This window comes from Streptomyces sp. NPDC029159 (assembly GCF_055564055.1).
Genome location: NZ_JBVHWT010000012.1, coordinates 157134 through 177851 on the forward strand (window position 1 = coordinate 157134; position 20718 = coordinate 177851).

Genomic DNA, 20718 nt, shown 5'->3' on the forward strand with positions numbered 1-20718 from the left:
TCCGCTCCGCACGCGTCCCGCCCGGCACTCCCGCCTCCCGGCGACCTTGCTGCTCAGTTTCTTCCGTCCCGCTCCACCGATCCCGCGGCGCATCCCCCCGGCGCCGCTCCCCGGTGCCCGCGCCGCCCTGACGCCGGCACCGGCGGCAAGGGCCCCGTTGCCGTCCGCCCTCCCCTCTTGCGGACGGCGCCGCGGGGCCCTTCGCGCGTCCGCGGGTCAGTCGCCGTCGGGCTCCGGGCGCGCGCCGTCGGTGCGCTTCGGCGGGACGACCGGGACGGCGAGGAGCGGCAGCTTCAGGGCGCCGAAGGCCGACGGCGGGACGGCGGGGGCGACCGGCTCGACGGGCGCGAGCCGCCGGTACGCCTCGCCCTGGCCGGGCCGCGGGTCCTCCTCGCCGTTGTTCGGCCAGAACGCCATGGCCCGCTCGGCCTGTGCGGTGATCGTCAGGGACGGGTTGACCCCGAGGTTGGCGGAGACCGCGGCGCCGTCGACGACGGAGATGCCGGGGTGGCCGTAGAGGCGGTGGTACGGGTCGATGACGCCGTGGTCGGCGTCCTCGCCGATGGGGCAGCCGCCGAGGAAGTGCGCGGTCAGCGGGGTGCCCATCAGCTCACCGACGTTGCTGCCGGGGAAGCCGTTGATCGCCTTCGCCAGGTGCCCGGCCGCCTCGTGCGCCTCGGGGATCTGCTCCGGGTTGGGGGCGCCGTGGCCCTGGCGGGCGGTGAGCAGGCCCTTTCCGGGACCGGAGGGTTTGCGGTACGTCGTCAGGGAGTTGTCCAGGGACTGCATGACGAGGCCGATGATGGTCTTCTCCGACCAGCGGCGGTTGGAGAGCGACTGCACGGTCTGGGCCGGGTGGCGCAGGCTGCGGGCCATCCAGGCCAGGGCGCGCCGGCCGCGGCGGGCGGCGAGCGGCACCTGCACGATGGAGAGCGACCCCATGGCGTTGGAGCCCTTGCCGTAGCGGACCGGTTCGATGTGGGTGTGCTCGTCCGGATGGATGGACGAGGTGATCGCGACGCCGCGGGTGAAGTCGGGCCGGGTGCCGTACTTCTTGCGGTAGCGGCGGTCGCTGGTCTGCGAGCCGACCAGGGCCTCGGAGTTGGTGCGGGTCAGCTCGCCCAGGCGCGGGGAGATGCCGGGCAGCAGACCGCTGTCCTTCATGCGGTGCAGCAGCGTCTGGGTGCCGTACGTACCGGCGGCGAGGACGACGCGGCGGGCGGTGAAGACCCGGCCGCGGCCACGGCGCTTGTCGTCGGTGGGCAGGGTGCCGAGGGCGTAGCCGCCGCGGGAGTCCTCGGTGACGGTGACGACGGAGGTCATCGGGTGGATGACGGCTCCGGCCTGTTCGGCGAGGTGGAGGTAGTTCTCGTTGAGGGTGTTCTTGGCGCCGTGGCGGCAGCCGGTCATGCACTCGCCGCACTCGGTGCAGGCGGTGCGGGCCGGGCCCTTGCCGCCGAAGTACGGGTCGTGGACCTGACCGCCGGGCTCCGCGCGGGCGCGGCCGTCCGCGTCCTTGCCGTCGCCGAAGAAGACGCCGACGGGCGCGAGGTGGAAGGAGTCGCCGACGCCCATCTTCTCGGCGGCTTCCTTGAGGTGGACGTCGGACGGGGTGGTCGTCGGGTTGAGCCGGACGCCCAGCATCCGCTTGGCCTGGTCGTAGTAGGGCGCCAACTCCTCCTGCCAGTCGGTGAGATGACCCCACTGCTGGTCGCGGAAGAACTGCGGCGGCGGGACGTAGAGGGTGTTGGCGTAGTTGAGGGAGCCGCCGCCGACGCCGGCGCCGGCCAGCACCATGACGTTGCCGAGGAGGTGGACGCGCTGGATGCCGTAGCAGCCGAGGGCCGGGGCCCACAGGTAGTTGCGCAGGTCCCAGGAGTTCTTGGGGAGCGTCTGGCGGCTGAAGCGGCGGCCGGCCTCCAGGACGCCGACGCGGTAGCCCTTCTCGGTCAGCCGCAGGGCCGAGACCGCGCCGCCGAAGCCGGAGCCGACGACGAGCACGTCGTAGTCGTAGGGGCGGTCGGCCTCCCGGCGCTGCCCGGGGAGCGGGTGGTGGGCGGAGTTCTGCTGCGGCACGGGCTCTCCTGGGGTGGGCGGGCGGGCCGCGGGCGTCGCGGCCCGCCCGGCGGATCAGCGCAGCCGGAACGCCTTCATCGCCTTGAGGCTGCGGGTCATCAGGTCGGCGTACTTCTCGTCGGTCAGGCCGAAGGCCGGGCCGAGCGGCATCACCCGCTGCTGGGCGATGGTCTGCGCCTCGGTGTACTTCAGGACGCCCTCGGAGCCGTGCCGGCGGCCGAGACCGGAGTCGCCCATGCCGCCCATGGGCGACTGGGCGCTGCCGTATCCGGCGGCGTACGCCTCGTTGACGTTGACCGTGCCGGCGCGCAGCCGGGCGGCGACGGCGCGGCCGCGGCGGGCGTCCCGGGTCCAGACGCTGGCGTTGAGGCCGTACGGCGTGGCGTTGGCCTCGGCGATCGCCTCGTCCTCGTCCTCGAAGCGGTAGACGGAGACGACCGGGCCGAAGGTCTCCTCGGCGCAGACAGTCATCGTCTCGCCGACGCCGTCGAGGACGGTCGGCTCGTAGAAGTACGGGCCGATGTCGGGGCGGGCGCGACCGCCGGTGACGACGCGGGCGCCCTTGGCGACGGCCTCGTCGACGTGGCGGGTGACGGCCGCCAGCTGGCGGGGCCCGGCCAGCGAGCCCATGTCGGCGCCGTAGGCGAGCTGGGTGCCCAGCCGCATGGCGCGGGTGCGGGCGGCGAAGCTCTCCAGGAAGGCGTCGGCGACGGAGGCGTGGACGTAGAGCCGCTCGATGGAGATGCAGAGCTGGCCGGCGGAGGAGAAGCAGCCGCGGACGGCGCCGGCGGCGGCCTTCTCGACGTCGGCGTCGGCGAGCACCACCATGGCGTTCTTGCCGCCGAGTTCGAGGGAGACGCCGACGAGGCGGGCCGCGGCGCCCTGGGCGACCTCGCGGCCGGTGCGGGTGGAGCCGGTGAAGGAGACGTAGTCGGCGTGGCGCACGACGGCGGGGCCGACGACCGGGCCCTCGCCGATGACGACCTGCCAGACGTCCTCGGGCAGCCCCGCCTCGATCATCTGCTGCCGGGCCCACAGGGCGGTCAGCGCGGTCTCCGTGTCCGGCTTCATGACGAGGGCGTTGCCCGCGACGAAGGCGGGCAGGGCGTCGCCGACGGACAGTTCCAGCGGGTAGTTCCAGGGGGCGATCTGGCCGACGACGCCGCGCGGTTGACGCAGCTCGCTGACCTTCGTCAGGACCGGGACGACGCCGGTGTGGCCCTTGGGGCGCAGATACGCGGGGCCCTTGCGGCCGTAGTGGCGGGCGGCGACGGCGACCGCCTGCACCTCTTCGTGGGCGTGCAGCCGGGCCTTGCCGGTCTCCAGCTGGATGAGGTCGAGGACCTCGGCCTGGCGCCGCAGCACCAGGTCGTGGAAGCGGAGGAGGACGGCGGCGCGCTGCTTGAGCGGGACCTCGGCCCAGCGCTCCTGGGCGGCGCGGGCGCGGTCGAAGGCGGCGGCGACGTCCTCGGGGGTGGACTCCGGCAGCTCGGCGAGCTGCTCGCCGGTGAACGGCGTGTGGTTGGCGGTGCGGCCGCTGCCGCTGACGCCTCTGACGAGCTGGGCGACGCTCTCCGGGGTGACGACGTCGGCGGCGGTGCGCGCACCGGGCACGGCGGCGGCGACGGGGTTGCCGCCCTCGGGTGCGGCGGGTGCGGGCCCTGCCGCGGGCGCGGGCACCTCCGCCGCGGGTGCGGCCGTCCCGGGGGCGGCGTCGACTGTTCCGGTGTCCTGCGAGTCCGTCATGCGGGCGAGCGTAATGCGGCCGCGGCCGCTTTGTGTACCCGGCGGTAATACCTTTTCGACGTCCGCACAAAGACGCCAGTGGTTGCTGGCCGCAACGCCGCTGTTCAGCGATGACACGGGGGCACGGGGCCGGGCCCCCGCCCCGTCAGACGCCGTCGATACGGAGCCGGTCGCGGGCGCCCTGGAACACCGCGCGGCCGATGTGCTCGGCGGCCGGAACCCGGGGCATCTCGACGTACAGGTCGTAGGAGCGGCCGCTCGCCGTGGTGGTCAGCAGCTGGAGCCGCCGGGTCCTGGTGGGCGTCTGCGGCGAGAAGGTGTACGTGGCGTCCAGGAGGAGCGCGGGGCGGTCGTGGAAGTGGACCGGTTCGGTGTGCACCTCGGCGTCCGGCCAGTACTCCCGCAGCCGCGCCGCCTCCTGGGCGCCCCAGACGGTGAGCGACCGGGGGCGGTGGGCGTAGGTGGTGAGCCGCAGCCGGTTGCTGTCGTCGCCCGGTACGACGTACTCGACGATCCGGCTGCCCCGGCGCCGGTAGGAGGCGTCGCCGTCGTCGTGCACGACCGTGGCGTACGTGGTGGGGACGGCCGGCCAGGCGCGGAGCCTGCGCTCGTGGTGGACCTCCCAGTCGAGGACGACGGGGGTGGTGGGCGAGGGCGTGGGGGCGGCGCGCGGCGGACGGGACGCGCCGGGGGCGGCCCGGCGCACGCCGCCCGACCCGAACGGGTCCACGGCGCTGACCAGCACCGCGGCGAGCACCGCCGCGACACCTGCGGCGAGCGTGCCCACGGCGACCCGGCCGCGCCGGGTGAGGCGGACGCCGCCACGGTGTGCGCCCCGGCCGTCCGGCGCCTCCCCCGTTTCCGTCATGGCCGCATCATGCCAGCCCCGGGGGCACGTTTTCGATCTTGGTGGCAGGGCCCCGCCACGCCCGGAAGGGCGACCACCGACGGGAGTTCGGCGTCCGCGGCGCCGTCGGGCACCGGGCCCCGGGGAAGCCCCGACACGGCAGGGAACCTCCCCCGCCGCTCCTGCCGTCCTTGGCACAGTGAGGCTGCGGTACGGGACGGTCCGGTTATCGCGGCCGGCGGGCGGAGCGGGGGTCTGGGGCATGGTGATGCAGGACGACGGTGCGGTGGACGTCCGCCCGGATCCCGATCCGGGCCGGGCCGACCCGGCGCACCGGGGCCGGTACCGCGCCGCGGGGGTGTGCCTGGGGCTCCTGGGGCTGACGCTGGCGGGCTGGACGGTACGGGGCGTCGCCCAAGGGGGCGGCGGCCTCTGGGACTTCGTCGAGGAGCTGTTCCACCCGGCGCTCCCCGGGGCGGTGACGGTGCTCGGGCCGTACGAGTGGGCGTTCGCGGTGGCGTTCCTGGGCGTCGCCGCTCCGGCGCTGGCCGGGCGGCGGGCGGCGCGGGCGGCGGCGCTGCTGGTCGGCTGGGTGCTGCTGGCGGCCGCGCTGCGGGAGGCCGTCGGGCTGTGCGACGAGGCGTACCGCGTGCGGTACGTGACCGCCCCGGAGTGGGGCTGGCTGCTGGCCACCCGGTGTCTGGGGCTGGTGACCGCCCTGGTGGTGCTGGGGGCGCTGCTGCCGGTCGGGGACGGGCGCCGGGGGGCGCACGGCGGTCCGGACGCGCCCCCGGACCTCTGGCGGCGCCGCCCCTCACGGATCTGCGGGACGCTGTTCCTGGTGATGGGCGTGGTCCAGCTGGCGTGGACGGTCCAGGGGCCGGTGCTCGCCTCCGGGCACCCGGGGCGGTTCCTGCGGGCGGTCGTGGACGCGTCCGCGACGGGGACGGTGGGGCTCGCGACGCCCCCGGAGTTCGCCGCGGCGGGCGCGGCGCTGGTCCTGCTGGTCCTGGGGGCGCTGGCCTGGTGCGGCCGGTGCGAGGTGCGCAGTGCGCTGCTGGCGTTCGGGGCGGTGCAGCTCTATCTGACGGTGCGGTCGGTGGTGCAGCTGGCCGTGACCGACTACTTCAACCGGTCGCTGGAGACGCCGCAGGGCGTGCTGTGGCTGGCGACGACGGCGTACGGCCTGGCGGCGATGACGTCGGTGGTGGTGCTCTCCTCGGGGCGGCCGGGCGGGCCGTACGGCGGGGCGCGGGCCGAGAGTCTGCGGGCGGCGGCCGCGGAGCGCTGAGGGGCGCGGGCGGGCCGGGCCACGCGCAGAGGCGGCCGCCGCGTGTGGGGGCCGCGGCGGCCGTCGCTGTGAGCTGCACCGCCTCCGGTGCCGGTGGCCCGGCCGGTGGTGCAGCATGAAGGCACTCTGCCGGTGGACGCCCCGGTGAGGCATCGTCCCGAGGTCCCGGGCACACCCCCGCCGGTCGGCGGGGGTACGGGCCCGCCGCGGGGCGGCCTCCCCGGGGTGGTGCGCCCGGCGGGAACGTGCGAGAAGAGAGGGGCGCCCGGTGATCCGTGTCGCTGTGGTGGACGACGAACGGCTCGTCAGGTCGGGGCTGCGGATGATTCTGGGCACCGCCCCGGACATCGAGATGGTCGCCGACTGCGGCGGCGGCGAGGCGGTCGGGACCGTACTGGACAGCGGTGCCGAGGTCGTCCTGCTGGACATCCGGATGCCGGACGTCGACGGGCTGACGGTGCTGCGGCAGCTGCGCGCCGCCCCCGAGCCGCCGGTGGTCGCGATGCTGACCACCTTCGACGCCCAGGAGTACCTCACCGCGGCGCTGCGCGAGGGCGCCGCCGGGTTCCTGCTCAAGGACTCCGAACCGGAGCAGTTGGTGCGCGCGGTGCGGACGCTGGCGGCGGGCGGCAGCGTCCTGGACCCCGGGGTGACCCGGGCGGTGATCGGCGGCTATCTGACGGCCGAGGACCAGGCCGCCGCGGCGCGGGCCGTCCAGGGCCTGACGCCGCGGGAGTCGGAGGTGCTGGCGCTGCTCGGCGAGGGGCTGGCCAACGCCCAGATCGCGGACCGGATCGGGCTGGCACCCAGCACCGTCAAGGACCATGTCAGAGCCCTGCTGGGCAAGTTGGGCGGCCTCAACCGCATCCAGGCGGCGATCGTCGCCGACCGCGCGGGCCTGGTCGCCCGTATACCCGGCGGGACGTGCTGACGGTGGCGGGGGACGCACGGCGGACGCCGGGGGCGCGCGCGGACGACGGCGCGCCGGGGGCGCCCGGCGACCGGCTTCCGGCGGTGCCCGGGGCGCGGGGGCACGATCCGGCACCGGGGGCGCGGGCCGGGGCCGTCGCATCGGGGGCGCGCGGCGGCCCGGGTGCGCGGGTGCCGCGGTGGCTACGCCGGGTCGCCCCGCTGGCCGTCCCGGCGCTGCTGGGGATCGCCGACGCGTTCCTCGTCAACGGGCTCCACATGTTCCTGGAGCTGGCCGTGTCGCTGGTCGCGGCCGCCGCGCTGCTGCTGCGCCGCCGCTTCCCGCTGCTGGTCTTCCTCTTCACGCTCCCGGGGCTCTACATCGGCTACATCTGGTTCGCGCCGATGATCGCGCTCTACACGGTGGCGGCGCGGCGCCCGGGGCGGGTGCGGCTGGGGATCTGCGCGGCACTGCTGATCGCCGCGCACTTCTTCCCGTATCCGCTCTCGGACCTGGAGCTGACCGCGTACCGGGAGAACACCCTGGTGCTGATCGACGCGTGCGTCACCTCGGCGGCGCCGATCACCCTGGGGCTGCTGGTACGCACCCGGGGCGAGCTGGCCGCGCGGGTCGAGGAGCTGACCCGCAGCCTGCGCCGCGAGGACCGGCTGCTGGCCGACCGGGTGCAGGCCACCGAGCGCGCCCGGCTGGCCCGGGAGATGCACGACGTCGTCGCCCACCAGGTCAGCCTGATCAGTCTCCAGGCGGGCGCGGTGCAGGTCAGCACGGGCGACGAGGCGGCCAGGGAGGGGGCGCGCACCATACGGGAGCTGTCGGTGCGCACCCTGGAGGAGCTGCGGCACATGGTCGGCGTGCTGCGGGCGGCCGGCGGCCCGGAGGAGGCGCGTCGTCCGGCGCCGCAGCCGGATCTGACGGAGCTGCCCCGGCTGATCGGGATGAGCGGCCTCGATGTGACGTACGAGCCGGGTGTGGTGGCGGGCGGTCGGGGCACGCAGACCGTGGAGCGGGCGGTGTTCCGTACCGTCCAGGAGGCGCTGACCAACGTCCGCAAGCACGCCCCGGGGGCACGGGTGCGGGTCCGCGTCGATCCGCTTCAGGCGCCGGACGCCGGGCGGACCGCGGACGCGTCGGCCACCGGCGGGCTACGGGTGGAGATCCGCAACGGGCCGCCGGACGCCTCGGCGGCGGCTCCGGCGCTGCCGGGCGGCGGTCACGGGCTGGTCGGGCTGCGCGAGCGGGCGCAGAGCCTCGGCGGGACGCTGGAGACGCGGCACACGCCCGAGGGCGGCTTCCTCGTCCGCGCGCGCTTCCCGTACCGGGCGGATTCCCCTTACGGGACGGACGCGCCGTAGCCGTAGGGGTCGGGGCGGCGGCCCCTGGGGCGTGTCACCCAGGGGTGCCGGGCTCAGGCCGAGAGCGGGGCGGCGGTCTCGTCGACGGCGGTGTGCAGGTCCGGGTAGACCTCGAAGAGGCGGCGGACGCCGAGGGCGGCGAGGACGCGGTTGACATGCGAACCGTCGACGGCGCCCTGAGCAGGGAGGATCAGCCGGAGACGGCCCTGACAGGAGCGCATCAGACGGCGGGCGGCGATGAGCACGCCGACGCCGCTGGAGTCGCAGAACCGGACCTCGGACAGGTCGAGGACGACGTTCCGCCGGCCGTCGGCCACCGCGTCGTGGACGTGCTGGCGCACCGCGGGCGAGGTCACCAGATCCATCTCACCGGACACCTGGAGGACGGCCCACCGGCCCTGTTCGTCTTCTGCCACCTTCAACGACACGCGCTCGAAGCCTTTCGCTCGCTTGTGGACGGGATGTTTCCCGGACATATCCGGAACACACCCTTCCCCGGCTCGACTGCCCGGCCTCTCTCCCCTGAAACACTGCGGAATGCGTGGCGCACTGGGCCGTTCCCGTCCAAGGCTATGCCCAGCCCGCGGTCACTCTTTGCCGAATTTCGGTCACACCCCGGTAACGCATTCACCGAAAAGAGCGGGAACGATCTCCTGCGAACCCGCCTGACCGGGCATTCCCACCCCAAAGTGACGACTCCTTTACCATCCGCACCCTTGTTCCGGAGTGGTTTGCCGCAAAGAAGCGTGCACTGTCGGACCCCCCGACTACATTCGATGGCGCGTCCCACCCGCGGGCGGGGCGCGGGCAAGGAGTTGACCGCACGACGGCGCGTCCGGCCGCACCTCGGGCGGTCCGTACGACGGGACGGGGCAGAGGCCGATGGCGAGCGACGCACCACCACGCTGGGACAGACGGATGCAGCAGCGGCTCGCCCGCGGTGAGGCCGCGGCCCTCGGCGAGCTGTACGACCGCTTCGCCTCCCTCGTGCACAGCCTCGCCCACCGCGTCCTCGGCGACGAGGACGCCGCCGACCGCGTCACCCGCGAAGTCTTCGGCTACATCTGGGAGAACCCGGACGCCTACGACCCCAAGCAGGGCTCGCTGCGCTCCTGGGTCGCCACCCTCACCCAGCGCCAGGCCGTCCACCGGCTGCGCCAGACCGAAGCCGCCCTCGCCGGCGACGGCGCGCAGAAGGCGGCGCCCGCCGAGGTCGAGCGGAAGATCCGCGACGCCTCCACCGCCGCCCGCGCCGACTACATCGTCACGTCCATGCCCGCCCCGCTGCGCGACGCCCTGGAGCTGGCCTACTTCCAGCGGCGCGACTACCGCCAGACCGCCGCCGACCTGGGCGTCACCGCGGACGAGGCGCGCCGCCGGCTCCGCCTCGGCCTTCAGCTGCTGTCCACCGCCCACCACCAGAAGCCGCCGTCCGACGGGCCCGGCGCCGGAAACGGAGGGCCTCGGTGAACGGCCCGGAGGAATGGGAGGGGTACGACTACGGGGAGCCGTACCCGCCGCACCCCGACGGCCCCGGCGAGCCGCCCGGCGCCGCAGACCCGGGCCCGCCCGCGGCCCGGCCCCGGATACCGTCACCGCGCGCCGCGGCCGAGGACGGCGGCCCGCTGCCCGACGGCCCGGAGAGCGCCGCACCGGAGCCGGAGCGCAGACCCGCGGGCGCCGCCGCCCCGGGCGCCCGGGCGGCCCCCGGTGACGCCGCCCGCCCCGGTGACACCCGGCCCGGCGACGGCCGCCCCGAGCTGCCGCACCGCGTGCTGACCTCGCTGCTCGGCGCCTGGGCGCTGGCCGCCTGCTCGCCCGAGGAGACCGCCGCCGTCGAGGCCCACCTCACCGACTGCGCGCCCTGCGCCGACGAGGCACTGCGGCTGCGGGACGCCGTCGGCCTCCTCCACCCCGCCGACAGCCTCGACCTCGACCCGCTGCTGCGCTCCCGCGTCCTGGAGGGCTGCCTGGGCCGCCGCCCGGCCCGTATCCCGGTGCCCGAGTGGGCCGCGCCGTACGACGCGGAGACCGCCAAGCTGGACGCCCTGCTGCGCGACATGGGCGAGGCCGAGTGGCGCGCCCCGGTGCGGCTGCGGTGGTTCGACGGCGAGCGGCCGGTGCACCGCGAGACCACCGCCGCCGGGGTGCTCGGCCATCTGCTGGCGGTCGACGGGCTGGTCGCCACGGCCCTGGGCCTGCCCGATCCGCTCGGCGACGCCGCACCCACCGGACGGGCCGGGCCCGGCGCCCGCACCCGCGCCCTGTGGCGCACCGTCGGCGAGGCGCCCCGGACGCCCGCCCTCCGCCGGCCGTGGCGCGAGCAGAGCCACACCCTGATCCGTACCGCCGCGTTCGCCGGCGGCGGGGTGGGCGATCTCGCGGTGCCGTACGGCCCGGTCCAGCTGCCGCTGCGCGACGCCTTCCTCGACCGTGCCTTCGGCTGCTGGCTGCACGCCGGTGACATCGCGGACGCGGTCGCCTATCCGCACGAGGGCCCGGCCGCCGACCACCTCCACAGCCTGGTGGATCTCGCCGCCCGGCTGCTGCCGCGGGCGCTGGCCCACCTCCGGCAGTCCGGCCTCGCCGCGCCGCCGCGGCAGTTGGTGGCGGCCGGTGCCCCGGGCCGGACGCTCCATCTGGAGATCGAGGGGGACGGCGGCGGTCACTGGTACATAGCCCTGGACTCCCCGGCGGCGGTCGGCTCGCCGGAGCACACCGTGGCGCACCTCGCGCTGGACGGCGAGGAGTTCTGCCAGCTGGCGGCCGGTCACATCGTCCCGGACGAGGCGGCCGCCGGTTCGGACGGCGAACGCGAGGCGATCCGCGACGTCCTCTACGCCACCGCCTCCCTCTCCCGGCTCTGAGCGGAAATCCGCAGGGACGGAAGGGGAGGCGGCGGGGTGCCGGTGGGACCGGCGGTCAGGCGAAGACGACCGTCCGGGTGCCGTTGAGCAGCACCCGGCGTTCGCTGTGCCACTTCACCGCGCGGGCCAGGGCCTGGCACTCCACGTCCCGGCCGATGGCGACCAGCTGGTCGGGGGTGACCTCGTGGCCGACCCGCTCGACCTCCTGCTCGATGATCGGGCCCTCGTCGAGGTCGGCGGTGACGTAGTGGGCGGTGGCGCCGATGAGCTTCACACCGCGGGCGTGCGCCTGGTGGTACGGCCTGGCGCCCTTGAAGCTCGGCAGGAAGGAGTGGTGGATGTTGATGATCCGGCCGGACAGCGCCTTGCACAGATCGTCGGAGAGCACCTGCATGTAGCGCGCCAGCACCACCAGCTCGACCTGCTCGGCCCGCACCAGCTCCAGCAGCTCCGCCTCGGCCTGCGCCTTGGTCGCCTTCGTCACCGGGATGTGGTGGAAGGGGACGCCGTACGAGGCGACCAGCTCGGCGAAGTCGGTGTGGTTGGAGACGACGGCGGCGATCTCGACCGGCAGCGCCCCGATGCGGGAGCGGAAGAGCAGGTCGTTGAGGCAGTGGCCGAACTTCGACACCATCAGGACGACGCGCATCTTCTCGTCGGCGCGGTGGATCTGCCAGTCCATCCGGAACGAGTCACCGACCGCGGCGAAGCTGGCGCGCAGCTTCTCCACGCTGTCCGGGGCGTCCGCGGTGAAGTGCACCCGCATGAAGAACAGCCCGGTGTCGCGGTCACCGAACTGCTGACTGTCCTCGATGTTGCAGCCCGTCATGAACAGGAAGCTGGACACGGCGTGCACGATGCCCTGCTTGTCCGGGCAGGACAGCGTCAGGACGTACTGGTCGGTGGGACGGCCCTGATCGGAACCGCCGGTGGCGGGCCCGTCGTTCGGGCCGGGCGTGGAGGACTGCGACTCGCTCATGACCTCATAGGGTCGCATACCCGGACACCGGCCGGACGCGGGCCTCGCTGTCGTGTCGGCTCAGGCGCCGACCGGAGCACCGCCGGTCACCTGCGCCAACGCCTCCAGCGACAGCGGCGGTGCATCCGGATCGTCGCCGTCCGCCCGGGCCAGCCAGACATGTGCCTCGCGCGCCGCCCGGACCGCCTCGGGCCAGCCGGGGTGCTCGACATAGGCGGTGACGGGCGAGTCCGCGCCGACCTGGTGCATGATCCGCAGCACCTGGAGCACGGTGGCGTCGACGAGCGCCGCCTCCTGGGTGTCGCGGAAGATCGTGCCGACGTATTTCTCCGCGGACCAGTTGTCCAGCCAGGTGTCCTCGACGAGCCGGTAGACGGCGTCGGTCACGTCTCCGTATCCGGGGTGGCCGGCCAGCCAGGTCTCCTGGTGGAATCCGGGGTCGGAGAGCATGTGCAGCGCGGAGCGCACATTGCTGCGCCAGCGCCACCACGGCATGTCGTTGTGTGGCATGGCGCCCATGGTGGTCGAGCGGCGGCCGCGACGGGAAGAGTTCTCCGAACCTTGCACAGCAATCGATCGTACGTTCCTCGCTCCCGATCATCTATCGCCCCCCGGAGTTCACCCCACCGGCACCCTCCGCTTACTTGAAATCACTTACGCGTTTCGGGCGGGCCGCGAGGCTCACGGACCATGACCGGACGGCGCCGCCCCTCCCCCCGACTCCTCCCGACCGCCTCCGCACGGACCACCGCACGGTGGGCAGCCGGTACGGCGGTGATGGCGTCGCTGCTCACCGGCTGCGGCTCGCTGCCGGGCACCGCCTCCGCGGGGAAGGACCCGATCACGGTGATGACCTGGGCCCCGGAGGGCACCGGTGCCACCAACATGCCGGGCATGCCGGCGATGGCGCAGACGTATGCGCGCTGGACCAACGCCACCGGCGGCCTCGCCGGCCATCCGCTCAAGGTCCTGACCTGCAACGATCACAACGACTCGGTGGGCGCGACGCGCTGCGCGCAGCGCGCGGTCGATGCGGGCGCGGTCGCCGTCGTCGGCTCGTACAGCCAGTTCGGCCGGTCGTTCATGTCGCCGCTGGAGGTCGAGGGCATCCCCTACATAGGTGGCTACGGCGCCTCCGACGAGGAGTTCGAGAGTCCGCTGTCGTACCCGGTGAACGGCGGTCAGGCGTCGCTGCTCGCCGGCAACGGCCGCCAGCTGGCGCGCGAGTGCGACCGGGTCGCCCTGGTGCGGCCCGACACCATCCAGGGCGACCAGATGCCCTCCCTCCTCGACTCCGGTCTCCAGCAGGGCCACCGGTCGCCGGCCACCGACATCCGGGCGCCCGAGGACGGCACGGACTACTCCACCGAGGTGCACCGGGCGCTGGACGCCGTCGGCGCCGATCCCGGGCGTTACGGGACGGCGGCGTACGGCGGCGAGGCGCCGGGCTCCTGTGTGACGGCGTCGCTGGGCGACCACACCGACGCCTTCTTCGACTCCTTCAGGCGCCTCCAGCAGCAGAGCCCGAAGGTGCATGTCGCCTCGGTGCTGGGCAGCGTCGGGCAGGCGCTGGTCAACCGCACCGGCGGCCGGTCCGGGCCGCTGGAGGGCGCGCTGGTCACCGGCTGGTACCCGGCGGCGGGCGATCCGCGGTGGAACCCGATGCGCCGGGTCGTCAACGAGCACGCCTTCGGCGACAACCGCGTCGACCCGGCCGACCAGGGCGTCCAGACGACGTGGATCGCGTACACGGTGCTGCGCGCGATGGTGGAGCAGCTCGACGCGGACGGGGTGGACGAGATCACTCCGTACGCGCTCCAGAAGGTGCTGGACCGGGGGAAGCACCCGGTGGACACCGGCGGGCTGACGCCGAAGCTGCGGTGGCGCGCGGAGGACATGCTCGCCGTGCAGGACTTCCCGCGGATCGTGAACGGGATGGTGATGTACCAGACGGTCGCGGACGGCCAGGTCCTCGCCGCGTCCGACGGATTCGTGAACGTCGCCAGGACGCTGGAGCGGCGGCGCGCGGACATGTGAGGGGCGCGCCCGCGGCGGCGGGCGCCGGGGGCGTACGGAGCGGGTGCGGGGCGTCGGCGGGCGCTCCCCGGGGCTGCGGGGCGGGGCTCACCGCGGCGCCGTAGCGCCGGGTGGGCCGCCCGGCCGGTGGCTCAGAGGTCGCCGGCCTGGTGCGCCCGCAGGCCGTACTTCTGGGCGATCGGGTTCCAGAGACCGGCCGCCTGCTCCTTGGCCTTGGTGGCCGCGCCGCTGGCCGCGGTGCCCTGGGAGGTCTGGCCGGTGTTGCGGGCGTGGCCCTTGTGGCAACCGTGCTTCCCGGCGACCTGTCCGGCCCACGCGGCGTAGTGGTTGTCGGCGGCGGCCGACGACTTCCACGCGGTGGTCAGGGCCGCGGTCAGCTCGGCGTGCTGCGGGAGCTGGTCGAGCGGCAGCCCCTGGAGGCGGCTGACCAGCTGATTGCGCTGGTTGGCGGCGTCCTTGAGGTTCTTCGCCGCGTCCGGCAGGTTGTCGCAGTTACGGATGTCCCGTACGGCGTTGATCACGGCGGAGCGGCTGTTGTTGCTGTCGCCGAGCAGCGCGTCCAGCTTCTTGGCCTGCTCCTCGGCCGGGTCGGCGGTCGGCGACGGCGGCGCGGTGTCCTTGGGCGCCGACCCGGCCGCATTGGCCTTGGGCGTCTCCTTCTTCGTGTCGTCGCCGCCGCTGAGCGCCCAGCCCAGGCCGAGCCCGGCGCCCGCGAGGGCCACCACGACGATGCCGATGATCACGGGCGGGCTCAGGCGACGGCGGCCGCCCGGCGCGTCGTCGTACCCCGGCTGCGCCTGGTGGCCACCGGACGCGAAGCCCTGCTGACCGCCACCGGGGCCGTACGGCGGCGGAGCCTGGTCGTCGAAGCGCGGCAGCTGGGCGGTGGCGTCGGGGGCCGGGGGCGGGACGGCGCCGGAGTCGGCGCGGAACAGGCCCTCGAACTCGGCCGGGGTGGGCCGCTCCGCACCACCGGGCTGCGCACCGAACGGCGCGCCACCGGGCTGCGGCGCGGGGGCTCCGGCGCCGACCGGCGGGATGTACTGGGTCGCCTCGGAGTCCCCGGCGGGGGGCGGTGCTGCCGCGCGGTTACGGGGCGGCTTGATGCTGCGGAGCATCTGGGTCGACTCGCCGGGCGTCTCGGGGCGCCCCGCGGTCTCGGGCGGCAGCGGCGCGGCGCCGACCGGCGGCAGCACGGTGGTGGCGTCCGCCTCGCCCGCGGCGGGCGGCAGCGGCGCGGCCGGCTGCGGGGCTGACTTCACCAGCTGTCCGGTCGGCGGCTGCGGTGCGGCGCCCTCGGGCGGCAGCGCACCGGGCGTGCCGAAGGGCGGGATCAGCGCCGTCGCCTCGGCGTCCGACGCGGCGGGCGGCATCGGCGGGACCGGCGGCCGCCCCTGCGGCGGCGCCGGGAACGGCGGGGCCTGCTGAGGCTCGTTGTACGACTGGGGCTGCCCGTACGGCTGAGGCTGCTGGGAGACCTGGCCCGTCCCGTAGGGGGCCTGGCTCTGGCCGTAGCCCTGGGGCTGCGGGGCCTGGTGCGGGGGCAGTCCCTGACCGTGCGTCGGGGACTGGCCCTGACCGTAGCCCTGGGACGCACCCGGGTACTGCCCGGATATCTGCCCCTGAGGCTGCTCGGGGTGCTGCCCGTACGTCTGCGGGCTCTGCTGGTCGGGTCCCCAGGGCTGGCCCCAGGGTTGCCCGGCCGGGGGCGCGGCCTGCTGGGCGGGCGGCCATGACTCGCCGCCGGCGGGCAGCACCACACCCTCTCGCGCGGGACCGGCCGCAGAATTCTGCGGGTCGTGGCCCTGTCCGCTCTGCGTCACGGGGACTCCTACCTCTGCAGACCTACGGAATCGTCGGCTCACGCTACCGGGTCGCCGAGGCGTTCGACCACGTCCCCCGGTCAGGCCCACCGCCCGCCTCGCAGGCCACGCCCGGGACGTCGGCCCCCAAGAACGCGCCGCGCGCCTCGCGGCACCGCGCCACGGTTCCGCATATTCGCCGCATTCCTCCGGCCCGTTGACCCGTACACGGAACGGGCCCGCGGCACCACGCACCAGGCGCGGCACCACGGGCCCGTCCCCGGACCGGTGTTCTCACACCGCGACGCGCAACTCCAGCCGCGCGCCGAACTCCCGCACCACCGGCTCGTCCCGGTACGGCTCGACGCGCTGCCGGAAGTCGTCGAGGTACTCCACGCCCCGGTGCGAGCGGAGTTCACCGAGCAACTCCGCGGCCTCGGTGGCGGTGTGACAGCCCTGTTCGACCTCGCGCTGCTGCACCTGCGCCCCGGCCAGCAGCACCAGGCCGATGGCGCGGCGGCGCACCTTGCCGCGCGGCAGCCCCTGGAGCGCCAGCCGGGCCTGCTCCTCGGCGGCGGCCGCCTGCCCCAGATCGCGGTGGCAGTGGGCGAGTTCATCGGCCAGGTAGGCCCGGTCGAAGTGGCTGATCCAGTCCGGGTCGTCGCCCGCATCGCCCTCCGCCTCGGCGCGTTCCATCGCGGTCAGCGCGCGGGCGGCCACCGACTGGAAGGCCCGGCCGTCCCCCATGAGCGCATGGCCGCGCGCCTCCGCGGCGCAGAACATCGCCTCGGCGCGCGGGGTGATCCGGCCCCGTGCACCCTCCTGCGCGGCCCGCGCGAGCTGGGCGATCTCGCGGGGGGTGCCCAGTTCGGCGGCGAGGTGGCTCATGCTCGCGGCGAGGACGTAGCCGCCGTACGCGCGGTCGTCGGCCGCCTGCGCGAGGCGGAGCGCCTGGATGTAGTAGCGCTGCGCGAGGCCCGGCTGCCCGGTGTCGACGGCCATGTAGCCGCCGAGTTCGGTCAACCGCGCGACGGCGGCGAAGAGTTCCCGCCCCACCGACTCCCGGTAGGAACCGGCGAGCAGCCCGGAGACGACGCTGTTGAGGTAGTGCACGACGACCGGCCGGACATGGCCGCCGCCGAAGCGGTGGTCGAGGTCGCCGAGCGCCGTGGTCATGGCGCGCACCGCCTCCACGTCGGCGCGCCCCACCCGGGCGCCCGCACTGCGCGCCACCTGGGGGTCCGCCCCGGTGATCAGCCAGTCGCGGCTGGGCTCGACCAGCGCCGAGGCGGCGACGGAGGAGCCGTTCAGGAAGTCCCGCCGCCCGACGTCGCTCCGCCACAACTCGCTGACCTGCTCGATCGCGCCGAGCACGGTCGGGGAGAACTGCAGCCCCACACCGGATGCGAGGTTCTTGCCGTCCGCCATACCGATCTCGTCGATGGTGACCGTGCGGCCGAGCTTGCGCCCCAGGGACTCCGCGATGATGGCGGGCGCACGGCCACGCGGCTGCTGTCCGCGCAGCCACCGGGCCACCGAGGTCTTGTCGTAGCGCAGATCGAGGCCGTGTTCGGCGCCGCACATGTTGACGCGGCGGGCCAGACCCGCGTTGGAGCAGGCGGCCTCCTGGATCAGCGCCTGGAGCCGCTCGTTGGGCTGACGAGCGACGAGTGGCCTTGCGGCCATGTTTGTACCCCCTGTTGCGGCTGGGTGCGTTCACCGGTGAACGCGGTCCGGAGCGTTTGGTTGCGATCAATTCCCCATGTATTCCCGGATATCCAGGAGATTCCGGATATCGGCGATACGAGTGAGGTGTGCCGTGCGGCGGGTGCGTCGGTACGCGGGGCCCGGGTGACGTCGGTGTCCGCACGGGGCGCCGTGGCGCCGGTGCGTCCCGGTACTCTCCACGGCCCTTCGCCCCCACGGTCCGTATGCCGCGATCCTGCTTGCCCGGAAGGGCGGGTCGCTACCCCGCACCCGGCTCACCACCGCTACGCGCCCCCGCCGATGCCTCGATGCGCCCCACGTGCCGGTAGGTGCGCCCGGGACACGCGTTTCCGCCGTCCCTCGTTCCGGTCCCGCCGGGCGGTACGGGTGGCCCCGGGGCCGTTCATGAGGCAGGGGCCGGGGCCGGCCGTTCGTCGCCGCGAGCGGCCGGGCCCGGCCCTTTGTCAGCCCCGGTCCGTATGGTGAGGAAGGACGGGGGCGACCGGCCCCTGCGCGGACGGGGAAGGGCTGGACCGGTGGCGGACGTAACGGGGAAGAGCGGGGAGCCGACCGAGCGCGGCGGCGGGGAGACGGTGGCCGCGCCGCCGTCGAGCGGGGTGCCCGAGGGCGTACCGGCGGTGCAGATCCGCGGGCTGACCAAGCGTTTCGGGGAGCAGACCGCGGTGGCCGGCATCGATCTGACGCTGCCCGCGGGCCGCTTCATCGGGCTGGTCGGGCCGAACGGCGCGGGCAAGACCACCACCCTGTCGATGATCACGGGACTGCTGCGGCCGGACTCCGGCGAGGTCCTCATCGGCGGGCACGACGTGTGGCGCGACCCGGTCGCCGTCAAATCGCGGATCGGGGTGCTGCCCGAGGGGCTGCGGCTCTTCGAGCGCCTGTCCGGCCGTGAACTCCTCGGCTACATGGGCCGGTTGCGCGGGCTGGGCGGCGCCGAGACCGACAAGCGCGCCGATCAGCTGCTGGACGTCCTCGGCCTGTCCGGGGCGCAGCACAAGCTGGTCGTCGACTACTCCACCGGCATGCGCAAGAAGATCGGCCTGGCCGCGGCGCTGCTGCACAACCCCGAAATCCTCTTCCTGGACGAGCCGTTCGAGGGCGTCGACCCGGTGTCGGCGCAGACCATCCGCGGCGTCCTGGAGCGGTACACCTCCTCCGGGGCGACGGTGATCTTCTCCAGCCATGTGATGGAGCTGGTCGAATCGCTCTGCGACTGGGTCGCGGTGATCGCCGCCGGACGCATCCGGGCGGACGGTCCGCTCGCCGAGGTGCGGGGCGCCGCGCCGTCGCTCCAGGAGGCGTTCCTGGAGCTGGTCGGCGCCTCCGACCGCGCCCGCGCCGGGCAGAACCTCGACTGGCTGGGGGGCGGCTCCCGATGAGTGCCGGATTCGCACCGGGCGCCCCGGGGCAGCTGGCACCGCCCGCGCTGACCCCGCTGTTCGTCCGCCTGAAGCTCTCCCTGCTCCGCAACGGGCTGCGCCGCTCGCCCGGCCGCACCGTCGCCTACGTCGCGTCGATCCTGGTGGGCCTTGTGGTTGCCGCCGGGGCGACCACGGGTCTGGTGCTGCTGCGCGGGGCGGCGCACGTCGATGCGCTGGTGGTGCTGCTCACCGGGCTGCTCACGCTCGGCTGGGCGGTCATGCCGCTCTTCTTCCCGTCCGGCGACGAGACGCTGGACCCGACGCGGCTGGTGATGCTGCCGCTGCGGCCCCGCCCGCTGATCGTGGCGCTGCTGACGGCGTCGCTGGTGGGCATCGGCCCGTTCGTCACCCTCGCACTGGCCACCGGCGCGGCCGTCGCGGTCGCCGACGGCCCGGCCGCCACGGTGGTCGCGGTGGTCGCGGTGCCCCTGACGGTGCTGGTCTGCGTCGCGCTGGCACGGGCCGTCGCCACCGCGTCGATACGGCTGCTGACGAGCCGCCGGGGCCGGGATCTGGCGGTGCTCGGCGGCCTGTTCGTCGCCATCGGCGGGCAGCTCGTCAACATCGCCGCACAGAAGCTGGGCCGACCCGACGGGCTGGCCGTCCTGGAGCCGGTCGGCGAGGTGCTGCGCCGGGTGCCGCCGGCGTCGGCGATGAGCGCCGTGGCGGACGCGGGCCGCGGCGACTGGGGCCCGGCCGCCCTCGGCCTGGGGCTGACGGTGCTCGCCCTGGTGCTGCTGCTGTGGTGGTGGCAGCGGATGCTGACCACCCTGATGACCTCGCCGGACGGATCGACGCTCCAGGCGGTGGAGAAGGACGGCGGGCGCGCGGCGAAGGACGGTGCGCGGGGCCTGGCCCGGCTGCTGCCGGACGGCCGGACGGGCGCGGTCATGCTGCGGACGCTCCGCTACGCCTGGCGCGACCCGAAGACGAAGATGGGCTGGGCCACGTCGATGGGCGTGGGCCTGCTGATCCCGATCGTCTATTCGTTGCAGGGCAACGGCACGGTCTACACCGCGTTCGTGGCGCCCGCGCTGCTCGGCATGCAGATGTACAACCAGTTCGGTCAGGACACCTCGGCGTTCTGGATGGTCGCCTCGACCCTCGCCACACCCCGGGACGCCTACCGCGAACTGCGGGCGCGTGCCCTGGCGTTGTGCCTGGCGGCGGTGCCGTACGTCACGCTGGTGGTGGTCGGCACCATCGCGTTCCTGGACGCCTGGTCGTCGCTGGTGGAGGTCTACGGGCTGTCGCTGGCGCTGCTCGGCGCGCTGGTGGCGACGGGCGCACTCACCTCGGCGCTCTTCCCGTACTCCATCCCCTCCGACGGCAACAAGAACATCGCGCCGGGGCAGGCGTCCCTCGCCTGGTTCAGCCTCTTCGGCGGCCTGCTGGCGGGCCTGGTCCTGAGCGCACCGCTGGTGGCCCTGACGCTCTGGCTGCATCTGGCGGACCACCACGGCCTCCTGTGGACGCTCCTGCCGGTCGGCGTGGTCTACGGCACGCTGATGGCCCAGGTCGGCCTGCGGATCGCGGCGCCGCTGGTGGTGCGCCGGATGCCGGAGATCCTGGCGGCGGTGCGCAAGGGGTGAGACGCAGGCGCCGGGCGGGGCCGCCCGGCGCCCTCTCCCGGCGCCCCCG

Annotated in this window: 16 protein-coding genes; 8 read left to right on the forward strand and 8 right to left on the reverse strand. The window is 74.7% G+C overall.

Annotated elements, in window-relative coordinates; all coding sequences use genetic code 11:
* Positions 1 to 216: 216 nt before the first annotated feature.
* From ACZ4U4_RS22965 to ACZ4U4_RS22975, 3 genes are all read right to left on the reverse strand, one after another.
* The gene (locus ACZ4U4_RS22965; protein ID WP_467877346.1) at positions 217 to 2076 is read right to left on the reverse strand and encodes a GMC family oxidoreductase N-terminal domain-containing protein; all 1860 of its coding nucleotides are present in this window, start codon (positions 2074 to 2076) and stop codon (positions 217 to 219) included.
* A 54-nt stretch (positions 2077 to 2130) separates the two neighbouring features.
* Positions 2131 to 3822, reverse strand: a complete 1692-nt coding sequence (locus ACZ4U4_RS22970) for a succinic semialdehyde dehydrogenase (protein WP_467877349.1) — start codon at positions 3820 to 3822, stop codon at positions 2131 to 2133.
* A 145-nt stretch (positions 3823 to 3967) separates the two neighbouring features.
* Positions 3968 to 4690 (reverse strand): hypothetical protein, encoded by a 723-nt coding sequence (locus ACZ4U4_RS22975; RefSeq protein ID WP_467877351.1) that lies wholly within the window; start codon positions 4688 to 4690, stop codon positions 3968 to 3970.
* A 241-nt stretch (positions 4691 to 4931) separates the two neighbouring features.
* On the opposite strand from ACZ4U4_RS22975, the gene ACZ4U4_RS22980 reads away from it, so the two are divergent.
* The 3 genes from ACZ4U4_RS22980 (at position 4932) to ACZ4U4_RS22990 (ending at position 8243) form a co-directional block, all read left to right on the forward strand.
* Positions 4932 to 5960: a hypothetical protein gene (locus ACZ4U4_RS22980; RefSeq protein ID WP_467877354.1), complete on the forward strand. Its 1029-nt coding sequence runs from the start codon at positions 4932 to 4934 to the stop codon at positions 5958 to 5960.
* Between the two features lie 268 nt (positions 5961 to 6228).
* Complete coding sequence (locus tag ACZ4U4_RS22985; protein ID WP_467877357.1) at positions 6229 to 6891, forward strand: response regulator; 663 nt, start codon at positions 6229 to 6231, stop codon at positions 6889 to 6891.
* Positions 6892 to 7061: 170 nt separating this feature from the next.
* Positions 7062 to 8243 carry a sensor histidine kinase gene (locus tag ACZ4U4_RS22990; RefSeq protein ID WP_467877360.1) on the forward strand — a complete coding sequence of 394 codons (1182 nt, stop codon included), beginning with the start codon at positions 7062 to 7064 and terminating at the stop codon, positions 8241 to 8243.
* Positions 8244 to 8296: 53 nt separating this feature from the next.
* Here ACZ4U4_RS22990 and ACZ4U4_RS22995 read toward each other — a convergent pair whose 3' ends face one another.
* The gene (locus tag ACZ4U4_RS22995; RefSeq protein WP_030288295.1) at positions 8297 to 8671 is read right to left on the reverse strand and encodes an STAS domain-containing protein; all 375 of its coding nucleotides are present in this window, start codon (positions 8669 to 8671) and stop codon (positions 8297 to 8299) included.
* Between the two features lie 454 nt (positions 8672 to 9125).
* Between ACZ4U4_RS22995 and ACZ4U4_RS23000 the strand changes: the two genes are divergently transcribed.
* Both ACZ4U4_RS23000 and ACZ4U4_RS23005 read left to right on the forward strand, forming a co-directional pair.
* On the forward strand, positions 9126 to 9713 hold the full coding sequence (locus ACZ4U4_RS23000; RefSeq protein WP_467877364.1) for a sigma-70 family RNA polymerase sigma factor: 588 nt from the start codon (positions 9126 to 9128) through the stop codon (positions 9711 to 9713).
* A complete protein-coding gene (locus ACZ4U4_RS23005; protein ID WP_467877367.1) occupies positions 9710 to 11110 on the forward strand; it encodes a zf-HC2 domain-containing protein in 1401 nt (466 codons plus the stop codon). Before ACZ4U4_RS23000 ends, ACZ4U4_RS23005 begins: the two co-directional genes overlap by 4 nt.
* Positions 11111 to 11165: 55 nt before the next feature.
* Here ACZ4U4_RS23005 and purU read toward each other — a convergent pair whose 3' ends face one another.
* Positions 11166 to 12089, reverse strand: a complete 924-nt coding sequence (gene purU / locus ACZ4U4_RS23010) for a formyltetrahydrofolate deformylase (protein WP_467877370.1) — start codon at positions 12087 to 12089, stop codon at positions 11166 to 11168.
* Between the two features lie 60 nt (positions 12090 to 12149).
* A complete protein-coding gene (locus ACZ4U4_RS23015) occupies positions 12150 to 12662 on the reverse strand; it encodes an SCO4402 family protein (protein WP_467877512.1) in 513 nt (170 codons plus the stop codon).
* Positions 12663 to 12779: 117 nt separating this feature from the next.
* Here ACZ4U4_RS23015 and ACZ4U4_RS23020 point away from each other — a divergent pair, with 117 nt between their 5' ends.
* Positions 12780 to 14126, forward strand: a complete 1347-nt coding sequence (locus ACZ4U4_RS23020; RefSeq protein ID WP_467877373.1) for an ABC transporter substrate-binding protein — start codon at positions 12780 to 12782, stop codon at positions 14124 to 14126.
* A 131-nt stretch (positions 14127 to 14257) separates the two neighbouring features.
* Here ACZ4U4_RS23020 and ACZ4U4_RS23025 read toward each other — a convergent pair whose 3' ends face one another.
* Both ACZ4U4_RS23025 and ACZ4U4_RS23030 read right to left on the reverse strand, forming a co-directional pair.
* On the reverse strand, positions 14258 to 15949 hold the full coding sequence (locus ACZ4U4_RS23025) for a hypothetical protein (protein ID WP_467877376.1): 1692 nt from the start codon (positions 15947 to 15949) through the stop codon (positions 14258 to 14260).
* Positions 15950 to 16222: 273 nt separating this feature from the next.
* Entirely contained in the window at positions 16223 to 17614 is a 1392-nt protein-coding gene (locus ACZ4U4_RS23030) for a transcriptional regulator (protein WP_467877378.1), read from the reverse strand.
* Between the two features lie 614 nt (positions 17615 to 18228).
* Here ACZ4U4_RS23030 and ACZ4U4_RS23035 point away from each other — a divergent pair.
* The gene (locus ACZ4U4_RS23035) at positions 18229 to 19035 is read left to right on the forward strand and encodes an ABC transporter ATP-binding protein (RefSeq protein ID WP_467877514.1); all 807 of its coding nucleotides are present in this window, start codon (positions 18229 to 18231) and stop codon (positions 19033 to 19035) included.
* Positions 19032 to 20669, forward strand: a complete 1638-nt coding sequence (locus ACZ4U4_RS23040) for a transporter (RefSeq protein WP_467877381.1) — start codon at positions 19032 to 19034, stop codon at positions 20667 to 20669. The genes ACZ4U4_RS23035 and ACZ4U4_RS23040 overlap by 4 nt, the downstream gene beginning before the upstream one ends.
* Positions 20670 to 20718: the final 49 nt, after the last annotated feature.